We start from the raw sequence: 16297 nt of genomic DNA on the forward strand, positions 1-16297 counted from the left end.
CCTTACGCCCTTGCAGGTCGAGCAACTCGCCCGGGTAGTCGATGTCGAGAGCATCGATGTCTTCGCCTTCGGACTGCTCACCGATTTCCGATCCACCCTGTTCCCCGGCGCGGCTCGGTTGGTGGAGATCGCCGACGAGGTCCACCGCATGCAGTCGATCGTGCTGTGCTGGTGCGGACGACCTGGGTTCCTGAACGCACGCATCGTCGAAGGCCTGGTGATCCGATCGGGAGAGGTCGTGGCCATCGGCGACACCCAGGCGGGGCCCGTCATGTACCGGGCGCTGTGCCGCAAGCACTATGTCGAGGGTCGGACCGGGCGGTGACCCCTCGCGCAACCGCAGTGGCACGACGAAGTCCTGGCCCACGTCTGCAGCGACAGTGTGAACTGGGGGCATGAAGGTCCTTTTCCTGGACATCGACGGGGTCGTGAACAGCCGGCGATCGAGCGTGCGCTCCGGACGCATCGTCGGGATAGACCCTCAGCTCGCGGACCGGGTAGGGCGCATCATCGCCGAGACCGGCTGCAAAGTCGTGCTCTCCTCGACGTGGCGTCTGTGGGAGGAGAACGTCGCCGAGGTTCGGGCAGCGGTGACGCCCGAGCTCTATGGCATGACCCCGTCGATCCCGTTCGGCCGCCGCGGTGACGAGGTGCAACGGTGGCTCGCCGACCACCCGGAGGTGACCCGCTACGCCATCGTCGACGACAACGACGATTTCGCCCCGGATCAACCGTTGTTCCGGACCTCCTGGGAGGTCGGGATCACCGACGAGGTGGCCGATGCCGTGATTGCTTATCTCAACGGCACTGGCGGGATCGCGCCGGTAGGGCGGCGACGCCGGTGGTTGCAGAGGTTGTTCGGGGGCTTGCGGTCCGGTTCTTTGTAAACATATCATTTACATATGCCTCAATCGTTGACAGACCTCGTGGCCGCACTGCGGCACGATCTGGACGCGATTCTCGCCGCCCCGGTGCTCGACAGCACTGATGAACCGTTGTCCACGGTTCGCACCGCTGCGAACGTGCAGGCCCGCTCGGGCGATGTGGTTGCCGCGGCAGTCCAGCGCGCACGGCGCGCGGGTCGCACGTGGCAACAGATCGGCGATGCGCTGGGGATCTCTCGACAGGCGGCCTTCCAGCGATTCGGGAGGCCGATAGACCCACGGACAGGAGAAGCCATGAACACCACCCCACTACCCGAGGCGGTCGGAATCGCCGAGACGGTGCTCGACGATCTCGCGCACTCTCGCTGGGACGACGTCGCCGCACGCTTTGATGCGACGGTCGCCGAGAAGCTGAACGCAGACGGGCTTGCGGCGGCGTGGGCGCAAGTGGTCGGCACCGTCGGGACCTACGAACGCCACGGCGACGTCGAGGCCTCCCGCGCCGCGGACTTCACGATCACGAACACGCCGCTGGTGTTCGAGGCGGGAGACTTCGTGGCGCGTATCACCTTCCGGGATGACCAGACGATCGCCGGCCTGTTCATCCTCCCTCCGGAACTGGCGAAGTGACCCAGTGACCGCCTCCGTGCCCTCGACACCGCCGGACTCGGTTTCGTCCACCTGGACCTGACCGGCTCGTCGGGGTTGCCGAGACACCCGGCCCGCGCCACCACTCGCCCGTCATGAAGGCCGAATTGCCCTATTTGCCAGAAACTTTCGGCTCCGCGAAGTGGAAACAACTGAGAGGGACATCACATTCGCGATAGCGTGGACTTGGTGACGATGCGCGCCACCCCACCTTGGTGTCCATGGGAGTCGCAATGACAACGCCACAGCAGGATCAAACCATCCTGAGCTCCGCCACCCTGAACGTCGCAGACCCTGCGCCGTTGGGACTGGCCGGATTCGCCGGCACCACCTTCATGCTTTCGGTCATCAACACCGGAATGCTGACCGGCGAGGTCACCGGTGCGGTACTCGGCCTCGCACTCTTCTACGGCGGTCTGGCCCAACTACTCGCGGGTATGTGGGAGTTCTTCAGGGGCAACACCTTCGGCGCCCTGGCATTTTCCTCGTATGGGGCCTTCTGGATGTCGTACTGGCTGCTCGTCGACCACATACTGCCCGGGCTGGAGGCACCGAGCGCCGACGTAGGTCACGCCGTCGGCCTCTATCTGCTGGTGTGGACGATCTTCACCGCGTACATGACCATCGCCGCCATTCGGGTCTCCGGTGCCGTGTTGGCGGTGTTCATCGCCCTGACCCTCACCTTTCTGGCTCTGTGCATCGGCGAGTTGGCCACCGCCACCGCGTTCACGAAGATCGGTGGCTGGCTCGGCATCATCACCGCGCTGCTCGCCTGGTACACGTCGCTGGCCGGGGTCGCCAACTTCACCTTCGGCAAGACCGTGTTCCCGGTGTTCCCGGCTCGGAGCTGACGGCTCGGGACATCGCATTGGATAACCTGTTCTGCGCTCTGCCCGGCAAACAGGTGGATTCGGTGCGCGAGGGGGGACTTGAACCCCCACGTCCGAAGACACTGGAACCTAAATCCAGCGCGTCTGCCAATTCCGCCACTCGCGCGTGTCGTCGGCCACACCGGCGCCTGCGTCAGCCTACCGCCCGTGCTCCGATCGGTGCTGGCCAGGTACCGTCGAGGGTATGAAATCCGGTTCGACATCGCCGAGACGACGGCATCGCCCGGCGCTGATCGTGCTGGTGGTGATGGCCGCCCTGGCGTGTCTGCTGCTGGCGTGGTGGCAGTGGGGCCGGTACGAGTCCGCGTCGGGTACGGCGCAGAACCTGGGATACGCCCTGCAGTGGCCCGCCTTCGCGGTGGCGGTGATCTGGGCCTATCGACGCTTCGTCGTCCTGGAGAACACCCCCGACGACGAGCGCGCGGCCTCCGCCGACCGCAAGGGTGTCACCGAGATACCGGCCGGCATCCTGCCCGACCGTCCGACGACACCGAGCGCGTCGTCGCTGAGCACGACGTCGTCTGCGCGGGAGGACTCCGCGCTGGCCGACTACAACTCGTATCTGGCCGATCTGAATGATCGGCCCAGCACAACCGATCACAACAGTGAGGACCGTCGCCCGTGACCGAGACCACCACGACCGCCACCACCACGCCCGTGAACAAGGTCCGCGGGGCATTGCTGCGCTACCGGATTCTGGCGTGGATCACCGGTCTGTGGCTGTTGTTGCTGGTCGCCGAACTGATCCTCAAGTACGGCTTCGACGTGGACGCGCTCGATTTCGTGCCCATCGTCCACGGCTGGGTCTACTTCGTGTACCTGATCTTCACCATCGATCTCGCCATCAAGGTGCGCTGGCCGCTCGGCAAGATCATCGTCACCGCGATCGCGGGCACGATCCCCTTCCTGTCCTTCTGGTTCGAGCACATCCGGACCAAGGAAGTGAAAGCCGCCTACCACCTCTGAGACTGGTGGCCGATCGCTGATCGCGTCAGTTGTTCACGCGCTGATCCGCGGCGCGTGACCCGATCGTTCACGTCGGTTCACGCACCGCCACCCACACTGTCGGGGTGCGAATCGTGCAGCTGGCCAACTTCTACGGCGCGCGCTCGGGCGGCCTGCGCACCGCGGTCGACCGATGGGGCGCCGGCTACGTGGCCGCCGGTCACGAGGTGATCCTGGTCGTCCCCGGACAGCACGACCACTCCGAGACCCTGCCGAGCGGGGTGCACCGCGTCTCGGTGTGCGCTCCCCGACTGCCGTTGTCGGGCGGGTACCGGGTGGTCTCGGCACGACGGGTGACCGACGTCCTGCGCCATCTGCGCCCAGACGCCCTCGAGGTGTCCGACCGGCTGACACTGCGCGGGCTGGGGGGCTGGGCCCGCAAACGCGACGTCCACTCGACGATGGTCTCCCACGAACGGCTCGACCGGCTGCTCGGGATCGCGCTCCCCCTCGGCATCGCACGCTCCATCGCCGACGAGGCCAACCAGCGCACCGCCGAATCCTTCGACGCGGTGGTCTGCACGACACCGTTCGCGGCGGTCGAGTTCGAACGCATCGGCGCGACGAACCTGCACCGGGCGCCGCTCGGGGTCGACCTTGACCTGTTCGATCCGCAGCACGCCGATCCGGCGCTGTGGTCGCGGTACGCCGACGACACGACCACCCTGATCACCCACTGCGGGCGGCTGTCACCGGAGAAGCAGGCCGGCCGCAGCATCGCAGCCATCGCGCGACTGCATGCCGCGCACCGGCGGGTGCACCTCGTCGTCGCCGGCGACGGCCCGCTGCGTCCGGCCATGCAGCGAGCTGCACGCGGGCTGCCGGTCACCTTCCTCGGCCACTTGACGGATCGTCGGGAGGTCGCCACATTGCTCGCGACGACCGAGATCACCATCGCCCCCGGACCGCACGAGACCTTCTGCCTCTCGGCGCTCGAATCGCTGGCCTCCGGCACCCCGGTCGTCGCATCCGAGTCGTCGGCGGTCGCCGGTCTGGTCGACGCGACCTGCGGAGCGCTGGCGAGCAATACAGCGGCGGGATTCGCCGACGGGATCGAGCAGGTCCTCGAGATCCCGCGCCCGCAGCGTGAGGAGGCGGCGCGGCGCCGCGCGACGCGCTACCGCTGGCCGGATTCGGTCGCGAAGATGCTCTCGATCCACCGCGGCGACGACATTGCGGTCAGCGGCCCGACAGCTCCCTGAGCGTCGGAACCAGTTGCGTCAGCGCCTTGCCCCGGTGGCTGAGCGCGTCCTTCTCCGCGGGCGACAGTTCGGCCGACGACCGGCCGCGCGCCACCTCGTCGTCGGGTGCGAACAGCGGGTCGTAGCCGAAGCCGTTGGCGCCGCGCGGGGCGCGCAGAATCGTCCCGCGCCACTCCCCCCGCTCGATGACGCGCTCGCCGGACGGCATCACCAGTGCACACGCCGAGACGAAGGCGGCGCCGCGCCGGCCGTCCGGCACATCGGCGAGCTGTCCGAGGAGGAGTTCGTTGTTGGCCGCGTCGTCGCCGTGGCGGCCGCTCCACCGCGCCGACAGCACGCCGGGCATCCCGTTCAGCGCATCCACCGTCAGCCCGGAATCATCTGCCAGACAGGACAATCCGGTGGCACGCGCCCCGGACTCGGCCTTGATCACGGCGTTCTCCTCGAAGGTCGCCCCGGTCTCGGGTTCCTCCGCATACGCGGGGACCTCGTCGAGTCCGACGACGTCGATCCCGCTCACCCCGGCGACGTCGAGGACCCGGCGCAGTTCGGCCAGCTTCTTCGCGTTGCGGCTCGCGACCAGGACGGTCGTCACCGCGACGCGCCGGGCAGTTCACCCGGATACGGTCCCGCGAGCACCTCACGCTGCGCGTCGAACAGCTTCTCGGTGCCCGCCATCGCCAGATCGAGGAGTTTGTCCAGCGTCGCGCGCGGGAAGGTCGCCCCCTCACCGGTGCCCTGGACCTCGACCAGGGTGCCCGCGTCGGTGGCGACGACGTTCATGTCGACCTCCGCGCGGGAATCCTCCTCGTAGGGCAGATCGAGGCGGACCCGTCCGTCGACGACGCCGACGCTGACCGCGGCGATCATGCACGACAGCGGTTGCGGATCGTTGAGCCGCCCCGCCGCCCCGAGCCAGGTGACCGCGTCCGCCAGCGCCACGTAGGCACCGGTGATGGCCGCGGTTCGGGTACCGCCGTCCGCCTGCAGCACGTCGCAGTCCAGCGCGATCGTGTTCTCACCGAGCGCCGACAGGTCGATGCAGGCCCGCAACGACCGGCCGACGAGACGGCTGATCTCGTGGGTTCGTCCGCCGACCCGACCCTTCACCGACTCACGCGACGACCGTTCGTGCGTCGCCGCCGGCAGCATCGCGTATTCGGCGGTGAGCCAGCCCAGGCCCGATCCGCGCCGCCACGGCGGCACGCCCTCGGTCACGCTGGCGGTGCACATCACGCGGGTCTGGCCGAATTCGACCAGTACAGAACCTGCCGGATTGCTCGTGAACCCGCGGGTGAAGGTGATCGGTCGGAGTTCGTCGTCGGTCCTGCCGTCAGCTCGTTTCGCCACACCGTCAACTCTAACGATCGGTCCGCCGGCGACCCGTCACGGGATCAGGTCGAACACCTGGCCGGGCCGGACGAGGTCGACCGGTCCGGAGAAGGTGGACCGGGCCTCGGCCAGGATGGCGTCGGCATCCGACCATGGTGCGACGTGGGTGACCGCCAACGACCGCGCACCGGCCTTGGTGGCGATCTGACCGGCCTCGTAGCCGGAGAGATGCAGGTTGGGCGGCCTGTCGTCGGGGGCGTGGGTCCAACTCGCCTCGCACAGGAAGATGTCGGCACCGTCGGCGACGTCGACGACCTCGTCGCACATTCCGGTGTCACCGCTGTAGGCGATCACCTGCCCACGGGGCCCGGTGATCCGCAGGCCGAAAGTATGCGGTGGATGGTTGACCTCGATCGGTGTGACGACCAGTCCGCCGATCGACACGTCGACCCGATCCTGCCAATCGACGGTGTCGAAGGTGTCGGAGATGTCGTCGATGCCCCCGGGGACCTCCGACGACGCGGCACCGATCCGCGCGGCCGTCCCGACCGGGCCGCAGAGACGGGCCCGCGTGCGCGCCACCATCGGTGCATAACGCCGCCAGACCAGCAGGGCCGGCAGATCCAGGCAGTGGTCGGCGTGCAGGTGACTGAGGATCACGTCGACGGCAGCGGGATCGGCATGACGCTGCAGTTCACCGATGACACCGGGCCCGCAGTCCATCAGGACCGATCGTTCGCCGGGTACCGACAGCAGGTACCCGGAGCAGGCGGAACCGGGTCCACCCACACTTCCGGAGCACCCGAGGACGGTCAGCCGCATACGCCTACTGTGCCACGCGGGGCTGTGAACACGAACCGATACGGGTCACAAGTCGCCATCGATGACGGTCGTCAGAGATGTTGAACCTGACCGATCGCCGGTCCCAGGAAGCGGGTCGACAGACGCGCGAAGGACTCGGGATCACCCGTCGCCTGGAACACCCTCGTCGCCACCCGGTCCGAATGTGGGTGCAGCAGATCGGCTTCGGTGAGCACCCGGAAGACATCCTTGGCGGTCTCCTCGGCACTGGACACCAGGGTCACCTGATCGCCCATCGCCAGCTGGATGACGCCCGACAACAGTGGGTAGTGCGTGCACCCCAGCACCACGGTGTCGACGTCGGATTCCTGCAACGGTTCGAGATATCCCTGGGCGAGCCCGAGTATCTGCCGGCCGCTGGTGATGCCGCGTTCGACGAAGTCCACGAAGCGGGGGCACGCGACCGCGGTGATCTCGGCGTCGCGGGCCGCCGCGAACGAATCCTGGTAGGCACGTGACGAGATGGTCGCCGCGGTGCCGATCACGCCGATCCGTCCGGTCTTGGTGGCGACGACGGACCGTCGTACCGCCGGCAGGATCACCTCGATCACGGGGATCGGCGCATACCGTTCGCGGGCGTCCCGCAGACATGCCGCCGAGGCCGTGTTGCAGGCGATGACGATCGCCTTCACCCCGCGCTCGGCAAGATCGTCGCCGATCGCGAGGGCGTGTCGTCGGATCTCCGGGATGGGCAGCGGCCCGTAAGGTCCGTTGGCGGTGTCACCGATGTAGATGATGTCCTCGTCGGGCAGCAGGTCGATGATCGCGCGGGCCACGGTGAGACCCCCGACCCCGGAGTCGAAGATGCCGATGGGCGCCATCTGACCGCCGACCCGGGGAGTGAACCGTGCGGGCGGAGAGTCGTTGTGTGTTGTTATGACCGCACCCCCGGGACCTGCGGGTTCGCCTGCGCGCGCCGACGGTCACGGGCGGCGAGGTACCAGGCCGCCAGGACACCGCCGATGGCGCCGAAGAGGTGCCCCTGCCAGGAGACCCCCGCGTCGGTCGGGAGCACACCCCACAGCACGGAGCCGTAGATCAGGAAGAGCACGATGCCGAGGACGATCTGCCAGAAGTCCCGGTTGAACAGGCCCCGGATGAGCAGGTAGGTCAGCCAGCCGAAGATGATGCCCGAGGCGCCGACGGTGACGGTGTAGGGCGGCGCGAACAGCCACACACCCAGCCCCGACACCAGCCAGACGATGGCGGTCACGATCACGAACCGACGCGTCATGAGCAGTAGGAATCCGAGCACGAGGCCCGGCAGCAGGTTCGCGAACAGATGTTCCCAGTCGGCGTGCAGCAGCGGCGCCCAGAGGATTCCGTCGAGACCGTCGACCTGCCGGGGTTCGATGCCCGCATTGTCGAGGTTGTAGTGGGTGGCGGCGTCGACGGCCTCGATGACGAACAGCAACGCCGCGATCGCGGCCATGATGAGCGCCGATCGCTGCCAGAGCGGACGCGGGGGTCTTATGCCCGGGGCCGCGGGGGTCGCTGTCATTTCAGGTCCTGTCGATGCCGTCTGCGGCGTCATGCCCAGAGCTGGCCTTCGAGGGCCTGCTCTGCCTGCTCCAGGCTACCTTCGTAGGCTCCGGTGGACAGATACTTCCACCCCGCGTCGGGCACGACCAGCGCGATGTCGGCGCGTTGTCCCTGCTTGAGGGCGCGTCGGGCGACGCCGCAGGCGGCATGCAGGATCGCGCCGGTCGAGATGCCGGCGAAGATCCCCTCTTTGTCGATCAGCTCGCGGACCCGGGCGACGGCGTCGCCGCCCTGGACGGAGAAACGCCGGGTCAGCACCGTGTCGTCGTAGAGCTCGGGGACGAATCCCTCGTCGATGTTGCGCAGGCCGTACACCTCGTCGCCGTAGCGCGGTTCGGCCGCGACGATCTCGATGTCCGGGTTGCGCTCGCGCAGGAACCGACCGACACCCATCAGGGTCCCGGTGGTGCCCAGCCCGGCCACGAAGTGGGTGATCTCGGGCAGGTCCGCATAGAGCTCTGGGCCGGTCCCCTCGTAGTGGGCGGCGACGTTGGCCTGGTTGCCGTACTGGTAGAGCATCACCCAATCCGGGTGTTCGGCGGCGAGTTGTTTGGCCATCGCGACGGCCGTGTTGGACCCGCCCGCGGCCGGCGACGAGATGACCTGCGCCCCGAACATCGTGAGCAGGGAACGCCGTTCGGCGGAGGTGTTCTCCGGCATCACGCAGATCAGCTGATAGCCCTTGAGTTTCGCTGCCATGGCCAACGAGATCCCGGTGTTGCCGCTGGTCGGTTCGAGGATGATCGACCCTGGCGACAGCAACCCGTCGCGTTCGGCGGCCTCGATCATCCGCAGCGCGGGTCGGTCCTTGATCGACCCGGTCGGATTGCGGTCCTCGAGTTTCGCCCACAGACGGACGTGCGGTCCGTCGGTGGTGCCGTCCCAGCGGGGTGAGAAGCGCTGCAAACCGATCAGCGGGGTGTGCCCCACCGATTCGATGAGCGATGTGTAGCGGGCCACCGACGACTATCCGCCCGCGACCGCCGGCAGGATGGTCACGTCGTCGCCGTCGTCGACGGTGGTGGCAAGACCACCGGAGAACCGCACGTCCTCGTCGTTGACGTAGATGTTGACGAAACGGTGCAGCTTGCCGTCGGCGACGAGACGCTCCTTGATACCGGGGTTGGACGACTCGAGGCTGTCGATGACGTCCGCGAGCGTCGCGCCGGACGCCTCGACGCGCTTGAGCCCACCGGTGTGGGTGCGCAGGATGGTCGGGATGGACACGGTTACCGCCATGTGGTCAGCTCCTGATCTCGATCGGCTCTTCGGTCACCACGCCATCGACGATGCGATAGCTGCGGATCTCCGCGGTGTGAGGCTCTCGGGTGGACACCAGCACGTAGTGGGCATTGGGCTCGCTCGCATACGAGATGTCGGTGCGGCTCGGGTACGCCTCGGTCGCGGTGTGCGAGTGGTAGATGACCACCGGCTCTTCGTCGAGGCGGTCCATCTCCCGCCACACCTTCAGCTGTTCGCCGGAATCGAACCGGTAGAAGGTCGGTGAGCGTTCCGCGTTGACCATCGAGATGAAGCGCTCCGGACGGTTCGATCCCTCCGGGCCCGCGATGATGCCGCAGGCCTCGTCGGGATGATCGGCGCGCGCGTGCGCGACCATCGAGTCGATGAGGTCCTGGGTGATCGTCAGCACTGGTTACCACCTCTTGTCACGCTGGGCGACAACGTCGCGCGGGCCTCTGCTATTCCGGCACACCGCCACCGCGCGGCCGCACGAGCGCCCACAAGACCACCCACTGCGGCGCCAGCATCGCCGACGCGTCGACATCACTGCTGGTGAGGGCATTTTCTCGATCAGAGACGTGTAGTGGTGACAGCCGGATGCCCGGGAGGTCGCTGTGAGGTCGCTCACCGGATCGCCGACGCGAGCACGTCGCCATACGTCGGGATCCCCGCGACCGGTTCGGCGGCGAGCACCGCCCCGACGATGGCACGCTGCACCACGTTCGCCGCCACCCGGCACACCTCGGCGAGCAGGCCCACATCGCGGTTCATTCCCGGCGGCACGGTGTCGGGCTGGGGCGGATGCACGGTGCCGGTGGCGACCGCGAAGATGGTGTCACCGTCGAGCGGCGAGTGCGCGGGCACGATCGCCCGGGCAAGTCCGTCGTGTCCGGCCATCGCCACGCGTCTGGTCGACGACGGATCGAGTGCGGCGTCGGTGGCCACCACACCGATGGTCGTGTTGAGCACGGTCTGTTTGGCGACGAGGTCGCCCAGGCGTGCCACATCGCCGGCGTCGGGCGGCGTCAACCCATACGTATCGAGGTCGAGAGCCGTTGCCGCCCAGGGCAACCCCGTCGCCGGATCAATCACCGAACCGACCGGGTTGGCCACCATCACGGCACCCACCTGCACCCCGGCGGCGGGTCCGTCTGCGATACGGGTTCCCGCCGTCCCGATCCCACCCTTGAGCGCACCGGCCCGGGCCCCGGCCCCCGCGCCCACGCTGCCCACCGCGACATCCACCGTCGCCGCCGCGAGCGCACGCCGACCGAACCCGGCGTCGGGACGCCGATCCCAAGAGCCGACGGGCAGGTCGAAGATCACCGCGGCGGGAACGATCGGCACGACATGCCCCTGGTCGTCCATCGGCAACCCGACCCCGAGCGCCTCGAGCCCGGCCATCACCCCGTCGGCGGCGGCGAGGCCGTAGGCGCTGCCCCCGGTCAGCACAAGGGCGTGGGCGGTCTGCACGGTGTTCGAGGGATCGAGCAGATCGGTCTCGCGGGTTCCCGGCCCGCCGCCGCGGACATCGACCGCACACACCGCCGACGGCGCGTCGATGCGGATCACCGTGGTTCCGGTGGCCCAGCCCGCGCCGGGCGATTCCGGGTCCGCGACGCGGGCGGTGGCATCGATCCGGTGATGATGACCGACGGTGATCCCGGCGACGTCGGTGATGCGGTCACCGGCCGGCGCGATCACGGCCATCGGGCTGCCTCCCGCATCGCCCCGGTCCCTCACATCAACGACTCGACGAGCAGTTCCTGCATCACGGTGAGCCAGTGGTAGACGTCGAGGTGAGCGGCGTGCGGATGGTCCGCAGGCAACTGATCCGGCGTGTCCTCGGAGATGCCGAGCATCGCGCCGAGCGCCAGGCGGACGTCGTTGAGTGCGGTCAGCCACTCCATCGCCTGTTCCTCAGTCAGTGCGAGGTCGCCGCCATGCGGCGGCACCGTGTCCAGCACGACTTGGGCGGCGGTGAGTTTGGCGTCGATGATGTGGGGTTCGTGCACGCTGCGCAGGGCGCCGTTGAAGCGACCGTTGACCACGTCGGCGCTCAGTTCGCGATCCTGATCGGGCCGATGGAAGTCCGGCAGCAGCCGGCCCAGCGTCAGATCGGTCGGCGGCGCCGAATGGCCCGTGCGGATGCCGGTCAGTTCGGACAGCTCGTCATGTGGGGCGGCGGCCTCGCGTTCGAGGAGCAGTTCTCGCATCGAACCGACCATCGACGTCAGCAGCTCGGCCTCGTGCACGTCGAGCTGCGAGCAGATCCGCATCGCCGAGCCACGCCCCTTGCGCTTCCAGGTTCGCACCGGTCTGTCGATCCCCGCTCAGGAGTCCCGCTGCATGGTGGCCCACAGCCCGGCCGAGTGCAGCTTGCGGACGTCGGACTCCACCTTGTCGCGATCACCCGAGGACACCACGGCCTTGCCTTCGGTGTGTACCTGCATCATCAATTGGTTGGCGCGGGACTCGGAGTAGCCGAAGACCTTCTGGAACACGAAAGTCACGTAGCGCATCAGGTTGACCGGGTCATCCCAGACGATGGTCACCCACGGGCGGTCGAGTGCCGCCGCGCCGTCGGCGACACCGGGTTCGGCGACCGCGGTACCACCGGGAGTAGCCTCGTGCGCACGAGTTTCGTCAGGCGCCATACGACAAGGGTAAGCGATCGTGACCATCGACAACACCGCCCTGCTGACCGACCAGTACGAGCTGACCATGGTCTCGGCTGCGTTGCGTCACCCGATCGCGCAGCGACGATGTGTCTTCGAGGTGTTCGCGCGGCGTCTGCCGGACGGCCGGCGCTACGGCGTGGTCGCCGGTACCGGACGCGTCCTCGACGAACTCGCGCGCTTCCGCTTCGGCGACGACGAGCTCGCTCTCGTCGGGCGGTTCCTCGACGACGACACGGTCGCGTGGCTGCGTGACTACCGCTTCGCCGGCGACATCGACGGCTACCGCGAGGGCGAGCTCTACTTCCCCGGATCACCGATCCTGACCGTGCGCACGAGCTTCGCCGAAGGGGTACTGCTCGAGACGCTCATCCTGTCGATCCTCAACCACGACAGTGCGATCGCATCCGCAACCGCGCGCATGGTGAGCGCGGCCGCGTCACGACCGATCATCGAGATGGGATCGCGGCGCACCCATGAGCGCGCCGCCGTGGCCAGCGCTCGCGCAGCGTATCTCGCCGGGGTGTCGGCGACCTCCAACCTCGAGGCGGCCCGCACCTACGGGGTGCCCAGCGCCGGGACCGCCGCGCATGCCTTCACCCTCGGATTCACCGGACCCGACGGCCCCGACGAGAAGGCCGCCTTCGCGGCGCAGATCGAGGCCCTGGGCGTGGGCACGACCCTGCTGGTCGACACCTACGACATCACCCGGGGCGTGCGCAACGCGATCGAGGTGGCCGGCCCGCAGCTCGGCGGCGTGCGGATCGACTCCGGCGATCTGGGTGTGCTGGCACGTCAGGTCCGCGAACAGCTCGACGACCTGGGCGCGCACAACACCAAGATCGTGGTCTCCGGCGACCTCGATGAGTACGCGATCGCGTCATTGCGCGCCGAACCCGTCGACATCTACGGCGTCGGCACGTCGCTGGTCACCGGCAGCGGCGCACCGACCGCCGGGATGATCTACAAACTCGTCGAGGTCGACGGCATCCCGGTGGCCAAGCGCGCCAGCCACAAGGAGTCCAGGGGCGGAGCGAAATCGGCGGTCCGCGCGGCCCGCCCGTCCGGGACCATCGTCGAAGAGATCCTCTACCGCGGTATCGATCAGCCGCCGGCGGCCGACGGCCTGACACTGCGGCCCATGCAGATCCCGCTCATCCGTGGCGGCGACCCCGTCGACGATCTGCCGACACTTGCCGACGGGCGGGCGCACCTGGCCGCCGCCCTGGTGAGTCTGCCCTGGGAAGGGCTCGGACTGTCCCACGGCGATCCGGCCGTTCCCACTCGATACCTGCTCGGATAGGAGAACTCGATGTCCGATCACGCGCCCAAGGACCAGGCCCTCGTCGTCGTCGACGTCCAGAACGACTTCTGCGAGGGTGGCGCCCTCGGGGTCAACGGCGGCGCCGCGGTGGCCGGCGCCATCAGCACCATCCTCGACGACTACCGAACCATCGTCGCCACCCGCGATTTTCACGTCGACCCGGGCGAGCACTTCTCCGACGATCCTGACTATGTCGACACGTGGCCGCCGCACTGCCAGGCAGGCACCGACGGGGCGGCGTTCCACCCCGCGTTCGACGTGGACAAGGCACATGAGGTCGTGTCGAAGGGCCATTACAGCGCCGCCTACTCCGGGTTCGAGGGCACCGCCAAGGACGGCACGACCCTCGCCGACTGGCTGCACGACCGCGGGATTTCACATGTGGACATCGTCGGTATCGCCACCGACCACTGTGTCCGGGCAACCGCCCTCGACGCTGTACGCGCGGGCTTCGAAGTGCGCGTGCTGCTGAACTTCACCGCGGCCGTCGCCCCCGACACCGCCGCCAGTGCACTGGTGTCGATGCGCGAGGCCGGGGTGGAACTCGTCGGGGATCTGCTCTATGACGGATCCTCCCGCATTCAATGACGGACACCCCCTCGGTGACCGCTCTGCTCGACACCGCGGTCACCGCCCTCGGCGGCACCCGCCGCGACGGGCAGATCCGGATGGCCTCCGCGGTTGCGCACGCCATCGACACCGGCGAGCACCTCGCGGTCCAGGCCGGCACCGGCACCGGCAAATCGCTCGCCTACCTCGTCCCGGCGATCCGGCACGCGGTCGAGTCGGGCCGGACGGTCGTTGTCTCGACCGCGACGATCGCCCTGCAGCGCCAACTGATCGAGCGTGACCTCCCCCGTCTCGGCGCAGCGCTGGCCACCGCGCTCCACCGCGAACCGACCTTCGCGATCCTCAAGGGTCGCGCCAATTACCTGTGCCTCAACAAGATCCACAGTGGAACCGCCGAGGAACCGGCCACCGAGCTGTTCGACGCGTTCGAGTTGTCGAGGACCGGGCGTGAGGTGACCCGCCTGCGCGAGTGGACCTCGGACACCGAGACCGGGGACCGCGACGACCTCACACCCGGTGTGTCGGACCGTTCGTGGCGGCAGGTCAGCGTCACGGCGCGGGAATGCCTCGGCGCCGCGAACTGCAGCTACGCCGAGGACTGCTTCGCCGAACGCTCCCGGCGGGCCGCCGGCAAGGCCGACGTCGTCGTGACCAACCACGCCCTGCTCGCGATCGACGCGATGAGTCCCGCGAGCATCCTTCCCGAGCACGACGTCGTGATGATCGACGAGGCGCACGAGCTCGTCGATCGGATCACCTCGGTGTCGACCGCCGAGCTGTCCGGCGCCGGGATCATGTCGGTCACCCGTCGCTGCGGCAAGCTGCTCGACGACGAGACCACCGACGCGCTGCAGGGCGCGGGCGAGCTCCTCGGCGAGCTGCTCGACGAGGCCCCACCCCGGGAGTGGACACGACTGCCATCCGGCGTGGCGCCCGCCCTCGCGTCACTGCGCGACCGGCTGTGGCAGGCGCGTGACGCGATCGGACCGAATGTCGGCGTCTCAGATGGTTCGGCGGCCGCCGCGCGCTCCGCGGCGCTCACCTCGCTCGAGGACACCCACGACACGGTCGTGCGGGTTCTCGGCGCCTTCGATCAGCCCGACGAGTCCAAACGCCGCGACGTCGTGTGGGTCGCGCACGACAAGGTCGGCAACGACACCCGGCCGGTGCTGCGGATCGCCCCGCTGTCGGTAGGCGGTCTGCTGCGGGCGTCGCTGTTCGCGCAGGCGACGGTGGTCCTCACCTCCGCCACCCTGACCATCGGCGGCAACTTCGACGCGCTGGCGGCGACGTGGGGTCTGCCGGCCGCCGGCCGCCGGGACACCGACGGCGCCGACCCGGCCGGGTCCGCCGTCGACGTGACAGCCACCGGTCTCACCGCACCGTCCGACAACACGCCGATCCGTTGGTCGGGCCTCGACGCCGGCTCGCCTTTCGACTACCCGAGATCGGCGATCCTCTACGTCGCCCGACACCTGCCGCGTCCCGGACGCGACGCCATCGCCGAGGCCACCCTCGACGAACTCGCCGGTCTCGTCGACGCGGCAGGCGGCCGGACACTGGGGTTGTTCTCGTCGATGCGCGCCGCCCGGGAGGCCGCCGAGGCGATCCGGGAGCGCTGCGATTTCCCGGTGCTCTGCCAGGGCGACGACATGACCTCGACGCTGGTACGACAGTTCGCCGACAACCCGGAGACCTGTCTGTTCGGCACACTGTCGCTGTGGCAGGGCGTCGACGTTCCCGGGCCCTCCTGCAGTCTGGTCATCATCGACCGCATCCCCTTCCCCCGCCCCGACGACCCGCTGCTGACCGCACGTCAGCGTGCGGTCGAGGCCCGCGGCGGCAACGGATTCCTCACCGTGGCGGCCAACCATGCCGCGCTGCTCCTCGCCCAGGGCGCCGGCCGGCTGTTGCGGGCCACCGATGATCGCGGCGTCGTCGCCGTTCTGGACTCCCGACTGGCCACCGCCGGATACGGTGGATACCTGCTCGCGTCGCTGCCGCCGTTCTGGCGGACGACCGATGGTGATCTTGTCCGTTCTGCGTTGGGCAGACTGGCCGCGATCCCCTACGGTTAGGTGCGGCAGCGAAGCCGGCCGCGGACACCACACGGGTCGCG

General features: G+C 68.6%; 20 protein-coding genes, 1 tRNA gene and 1 pseudogene. 10 read left to right on the forward strand and 12 right to left on the reverse strand.

The annotated features are described in order from the left end of the window. From GORHZ_RS10440 to GORHZ_RS10455, 4 genes and pseudogenes are all read left to right on the forward strand, one after another. A pseudogene (locus GORHZ_RS10440) lies at positions 1–325 on the forward strand (thymidine kinase); the annotation flags it as partial. 70 nt (positions 326–395) lie between these two features. Next, the gene (locus GORHZ_RS10445) at positions 396–887 is read left to right on the forward strand and encodes an HAD domain-containing protein (protein WP_006332802.1); all 492 of its coding nucleotides are present in this window, start codon (positions 396–398) and stop codon (positions 885–887) included. Positions 888–902: 15 nt separating this feature from the next. After that, positions 903–1514 carry a DUF3887 domain-containing protein gene (locus GORHZ_RS10450; protein WP_006332808.1) on the forward strand — a complete coding sequence of 204 codons (612 nt, stop codon included), beginning with the start codon at positions 903–905 and terminating at the stop codon, positions 1512–1514. A gap of 251 nt (positions 1515–1765) precedes the next feature. Next, positions 1766–2383 (forward strand): acetate uptake transporter, encoded by a 618-nt coding sequence (locus GORHZ_RS10455; RefSeq protein WP_006332809.1) that lies wholly within the window; start codon positions 1766–1768, stop codon positions 2381–2383. 63 nt (positions 2384–2446) lie between these two features. Here the strand turns inward: GORHZ_RS10455 and GORHZ_RS10460 are convergent. After that, a tRNA-Leu gene (locus tag GORHZ_RS10460) sits at positions 2447–2528 on the reverse strand. Between the two features lie 78 nt (positions 2529–2606). On the opposite strand from GORHZ_RS10460, the gene GORHZ_RS10465 reads away from it, so the two are divergent. The 3 genes from GORHZ_RS10465 to GORHZ_RS10475 all read left to right on the forward strand — a co-directional run bounded on the left by GORHZ_RS10465 (position 2607) and on the right by GORHZ_RS10475 (position 4629). Next, positions 2607–3047, forward strand: a complete 441-nt coding sequence (locus tag GORHZ_RS10465) for a glucitol operon activator (protein WP_040531250.1) — start codon at positions 2607–2609, stop codon at positions 3045–3047. Continuing rightward, positions 3044–3388, forward strand: a complete 345-nt coding sequence (locus GORHZ_RS10470; protein ID WP_006332811.1) for a DUF3817 domain-containing protein — start codon at positions 3044–3046, stop codon at positions 3386–3388. Before GORHZ_RS10465 ends, GORHZ_RS10470 begins: the two co-directional genes overlap by 4 nt. Positions 3389–3492: 104 nt before the next feature. After that, positions 3493–4629, forward strand: a complete 1137-nt coding sequence (locus GORHZ_RS10475) for a glycosyltransferase (RefSeq protein WP_006332812.1) — start codon at positions 3493–3495, stop codon at positions 4627–4629. On the opposite strand, the gene rdgB is transcribed toward GORHZ_RS10475, so the two are convergent. The 11 genes from rdgB to clpS all read right to left on the reverse strand — a co-directional run bounded on the left by rdgB (position 4607) and on the right by clpS (position 12263). Then, positions 4607–5224: an RdgB/HAM1 family non-canonical purine NTP pyrophosphatase gene (rdgB, locus tag GORHZ_RS10480; protein ID WP_006332813.1), complete on the reverse strand. Its 618-nt coding sequence runs from the start codon at positions 5222–5224 to the stop codon at positions 4607–4609. The genes GORHZ_RS10475 and rdgB overlap by 23 nt on opposite strands. Beyond that, complete coding sequence (rph, locus tag GORHZ_RS10485; protein ID WP_006332814.1) at positions 5221–5979, reverse strand: ribonuclease PH; 759 nt, start codon at positions 5977–5979, stop codon at positions 5221–5223. Before rph ends, rdgB begins: the two co-directional genes overlap by 4 nt. 36 nt (positions 5980–6015) lie before the next feature. Beyond that, complete coding sequence (locus GORHZ_RS10490) at positions 6016–6783, reverse strand: cyclic nucleotide-degrading phosphodiesterase (RefSeq protein ID WP_006332815.1); 768 nt, start codon at positions 6781–6783, stop codon at positions 6016–6018. Between the two features lie 71 nt (positions 6784–6854). Beyond that, positions 6855–7643: a glutamate racemase gene (gene murI, locus GORHZ_RS10495; protein WP_006332816.1), complete on the reverse strand. Its 789-nt coding sequence runs from the start codon at positions 7641–7643 to the stop codon at positions 6855–6857. A gap of 53 nt (positions 7644–7696) precedes the next feature. Beyond that, on the reverse strand, positions 7697–8323 hold the full coding sequence (locus GORHZ_RS10500; protein ID WP_006332817.1) for a rhomboid family intramembrane serine protease: 627 nt from the start codon (positions 8321–8323) through the stop codon (positions 7697–7699). A gap of 29 nt (positions 8324–8352) precedes the next feature. Then, positions 8353–9324: a PLP-dependent cysteine synthase family protein gene (locus GORHZ_RS10505; protein WP_006332818.1), complete on the reverse strand. Its 972-nt coding sequence runs from the start codon at positions 9322–9324 to the stop codon at positions 8353–8355. A 6-nt stretch (positions 9325–9330) separates the two neighbouring features. After that, complete coding sequence (locus GORHZ_RS10510; protein ID WP_006332819.1) at positions 9331–9603, reverse strand: MoaD/ThiS family protein; 273 nt, start codon at positions 9601–9603, stop codon at positions 9331–9333. A 4-nt stretch (positions 9604–9607) separates the two neighbouring features. Continuing rightward, positions 9608–10015, reverse strand: a complete 408-nt coding sequence (locus GORHZ_RS10515) for a M67 family metallopeptidase (RefSeq protein WP_006332820.1) — start codon at positions 10013–10015, stop codon at positions 9608–9610. Positions 10016–10230: 215 nt separating this feature from the next. After that, positions 10231–11316, reverse strand: coding sequence for a P1 family peptidase (locus GORHZ_RS10520; protein WP_006332821.1), 1086 nt, complete (start codon positions 11314–11316; stop codon positions 10231–10233). A 29-nt stretch (positions 11317–11345) separates the two neighbouring features. Further along, positions 11346–11921, reverse strand: a complete 576-nt coding sequence (gene aosR, locus GORHZ_RS10525) for an oxidative stress transcriptional regulator AosR (protein WP_040531256.1) — start codon at positions 11919–11921, stop codon at positions 11346–11348. Positions 11922–11939: 18 nt separating this feature from the next. Then, positions 11940–12263: an ATP-dependent Clp protease adapter ClpS gene (clpS, locus tag GORHZ_RS10530; RefSeq protein WP_040531259.1), complete on the reverse strand. Its 324-nt coding sequence runs from the start codon at positions 12261–12263 to the stop codon at positions 11940–11942. A 19-nt stretch (positions 12264–12282) separates the two neighbouring features. Between clpS and GORHZ_RS10535 the strand changes: the two genes are divergently transcribed. From GORHZ_RS10535 to GORHZ_RS10545, 3 genes are read left to right on the forward strand one after another with little or no spacing between them, the layout of a single operon-like run. Then, positions 12283–13587, forward strand: coding sequence for a nicotinate phosphoribosyltransferase (locus tag GORHZ_RS10535; protein WP_006332824.1), 1305 nt, complete (start codon positions 12283–12285; stop codon positions 13585–13587). 9 nt (positions 13588–13596) lie between these two features. Continuing rightward, complete coding sequence (locus GORHZ_RS10540) at positions 13597–14196, forward strand: nicotinamidase (protein WP_006332825.1); 600 nt, start codon at positions 13597–13599, stop codon at positions 14194–14196. Further along, positions 14193–16256, forward strand: a complete 2064-nt coding sequence (locus GORHZ_RS10545; protein WP_006332826.1) for an ATP-dependent DNA helicase — start codon at positions 14193–14195, stop codon at positions 16254–16256. The genes GORHZ_RS10540 and GORHZ_RS10545 overlap by 4 nt, the downstream gene beginning before the upstream one ends. Positions 16257–16297 lie beyond the last annotated feature (41 nt).

It is taken from the genome of Gordonia rhizosphera NBRC 16068 (genome assembly GCF_000298195.1).
Taxonomy (GTDB): domain Bacteria; phylum Actinomycetota; class Actinomycetes; order Mycobacteriales; family Mycobacteriaceae; genus Gordonia; species Gordonia rhizosphera.

Excerpts from the sequence above, each read along its gene's own strand:
- GORHZ_RS10445 (WP_006332802.1), top strand. The coding sequence starts at position 396 with ATGAAGGTCCTTTTCCTGGACATCGACGGGGTCGTGAACAGCCGGCGA.
- GORHZ_RS10450 (WP_006332808.1), top strand. The coding sequence starts at position 903 with ATGCCTCAATCGTTGACAGACCTCGTGGCCGCACTGCGGCACGATCTG.
- GORHZ_RS10455 (WP_006332809.1), top strand. The coding sequence starts at position 1,766 with ATGACAACGCCACAGCAGGATCAAACCATCCTGAGCTCCGCCACCCTG.
- GORHZ_RS10465 (WP_040531250.1), top strand. The coding sequence starts at position 2,607 with ATGAAATCCGGTTCGACATCGCCGAGACGACGGCATCGCCCGGCGCTG.
- GORHZ_RS10490 (WP_006332815.1), bottom strand. The coding sequence starts at position 6,783 with ATGCGGCTGACCGTCCTCGGGTGCTCCGGAAGTGTGGGTGGACCCGGT.
- murI (WP_006332816.1), bottom strand. The coding sequence starts at position 7,643 with ATGGCGCCCATCGGCATCTTCGACTCCGGGGTCGGGGGTCTCACCGTG.
- GORHZ_RS10500 (WP_006332817.1), bottom strand. The coding sequence starts at position 8,323 with ATGACAGCGACCCCCGCGGCCCCGGGCATAAGACCCCCGCGTCCGCTC.
- GORHZ_RS10510 (WP_006332819.1), bottom strand. The coding sequence starts at position 9,603 with ATGGCGGTAACCGTGTCCATCCCGACCATCCTGCGCACCCACACCGGT.
- GORHZ_RS10520 (WP_006332821.1), bottom strand. The coding sequence starts at position 11,316 with ATGGCCGTGATCGCGCCGGCCGGTGACCGCATCACCGACGTCGCCGGG.
- clpS (WP_040531259.1), bottom strand. The coding sequence starts at position 12,263 with ATGGCGCCTGACGAAACTCGTGCGCACGAGGCTACTCCCGGTGGTACC.
- GORHZ_RS10540 (WP_006332825.1), top strand. The coding sequence starts at position 13,597 with ATGTCCGATCACGCGCCCAAGGACCAGGCCCTCGTCGTCGTCGACGTC.
- GORHZ_RS10545 (WP_006332826.1), top strand. The coding sequence starts at position 14,193 with ATGACGGACACCCCCTCGGTGACCGCTCTGCTCGACACCGCGGTCACC.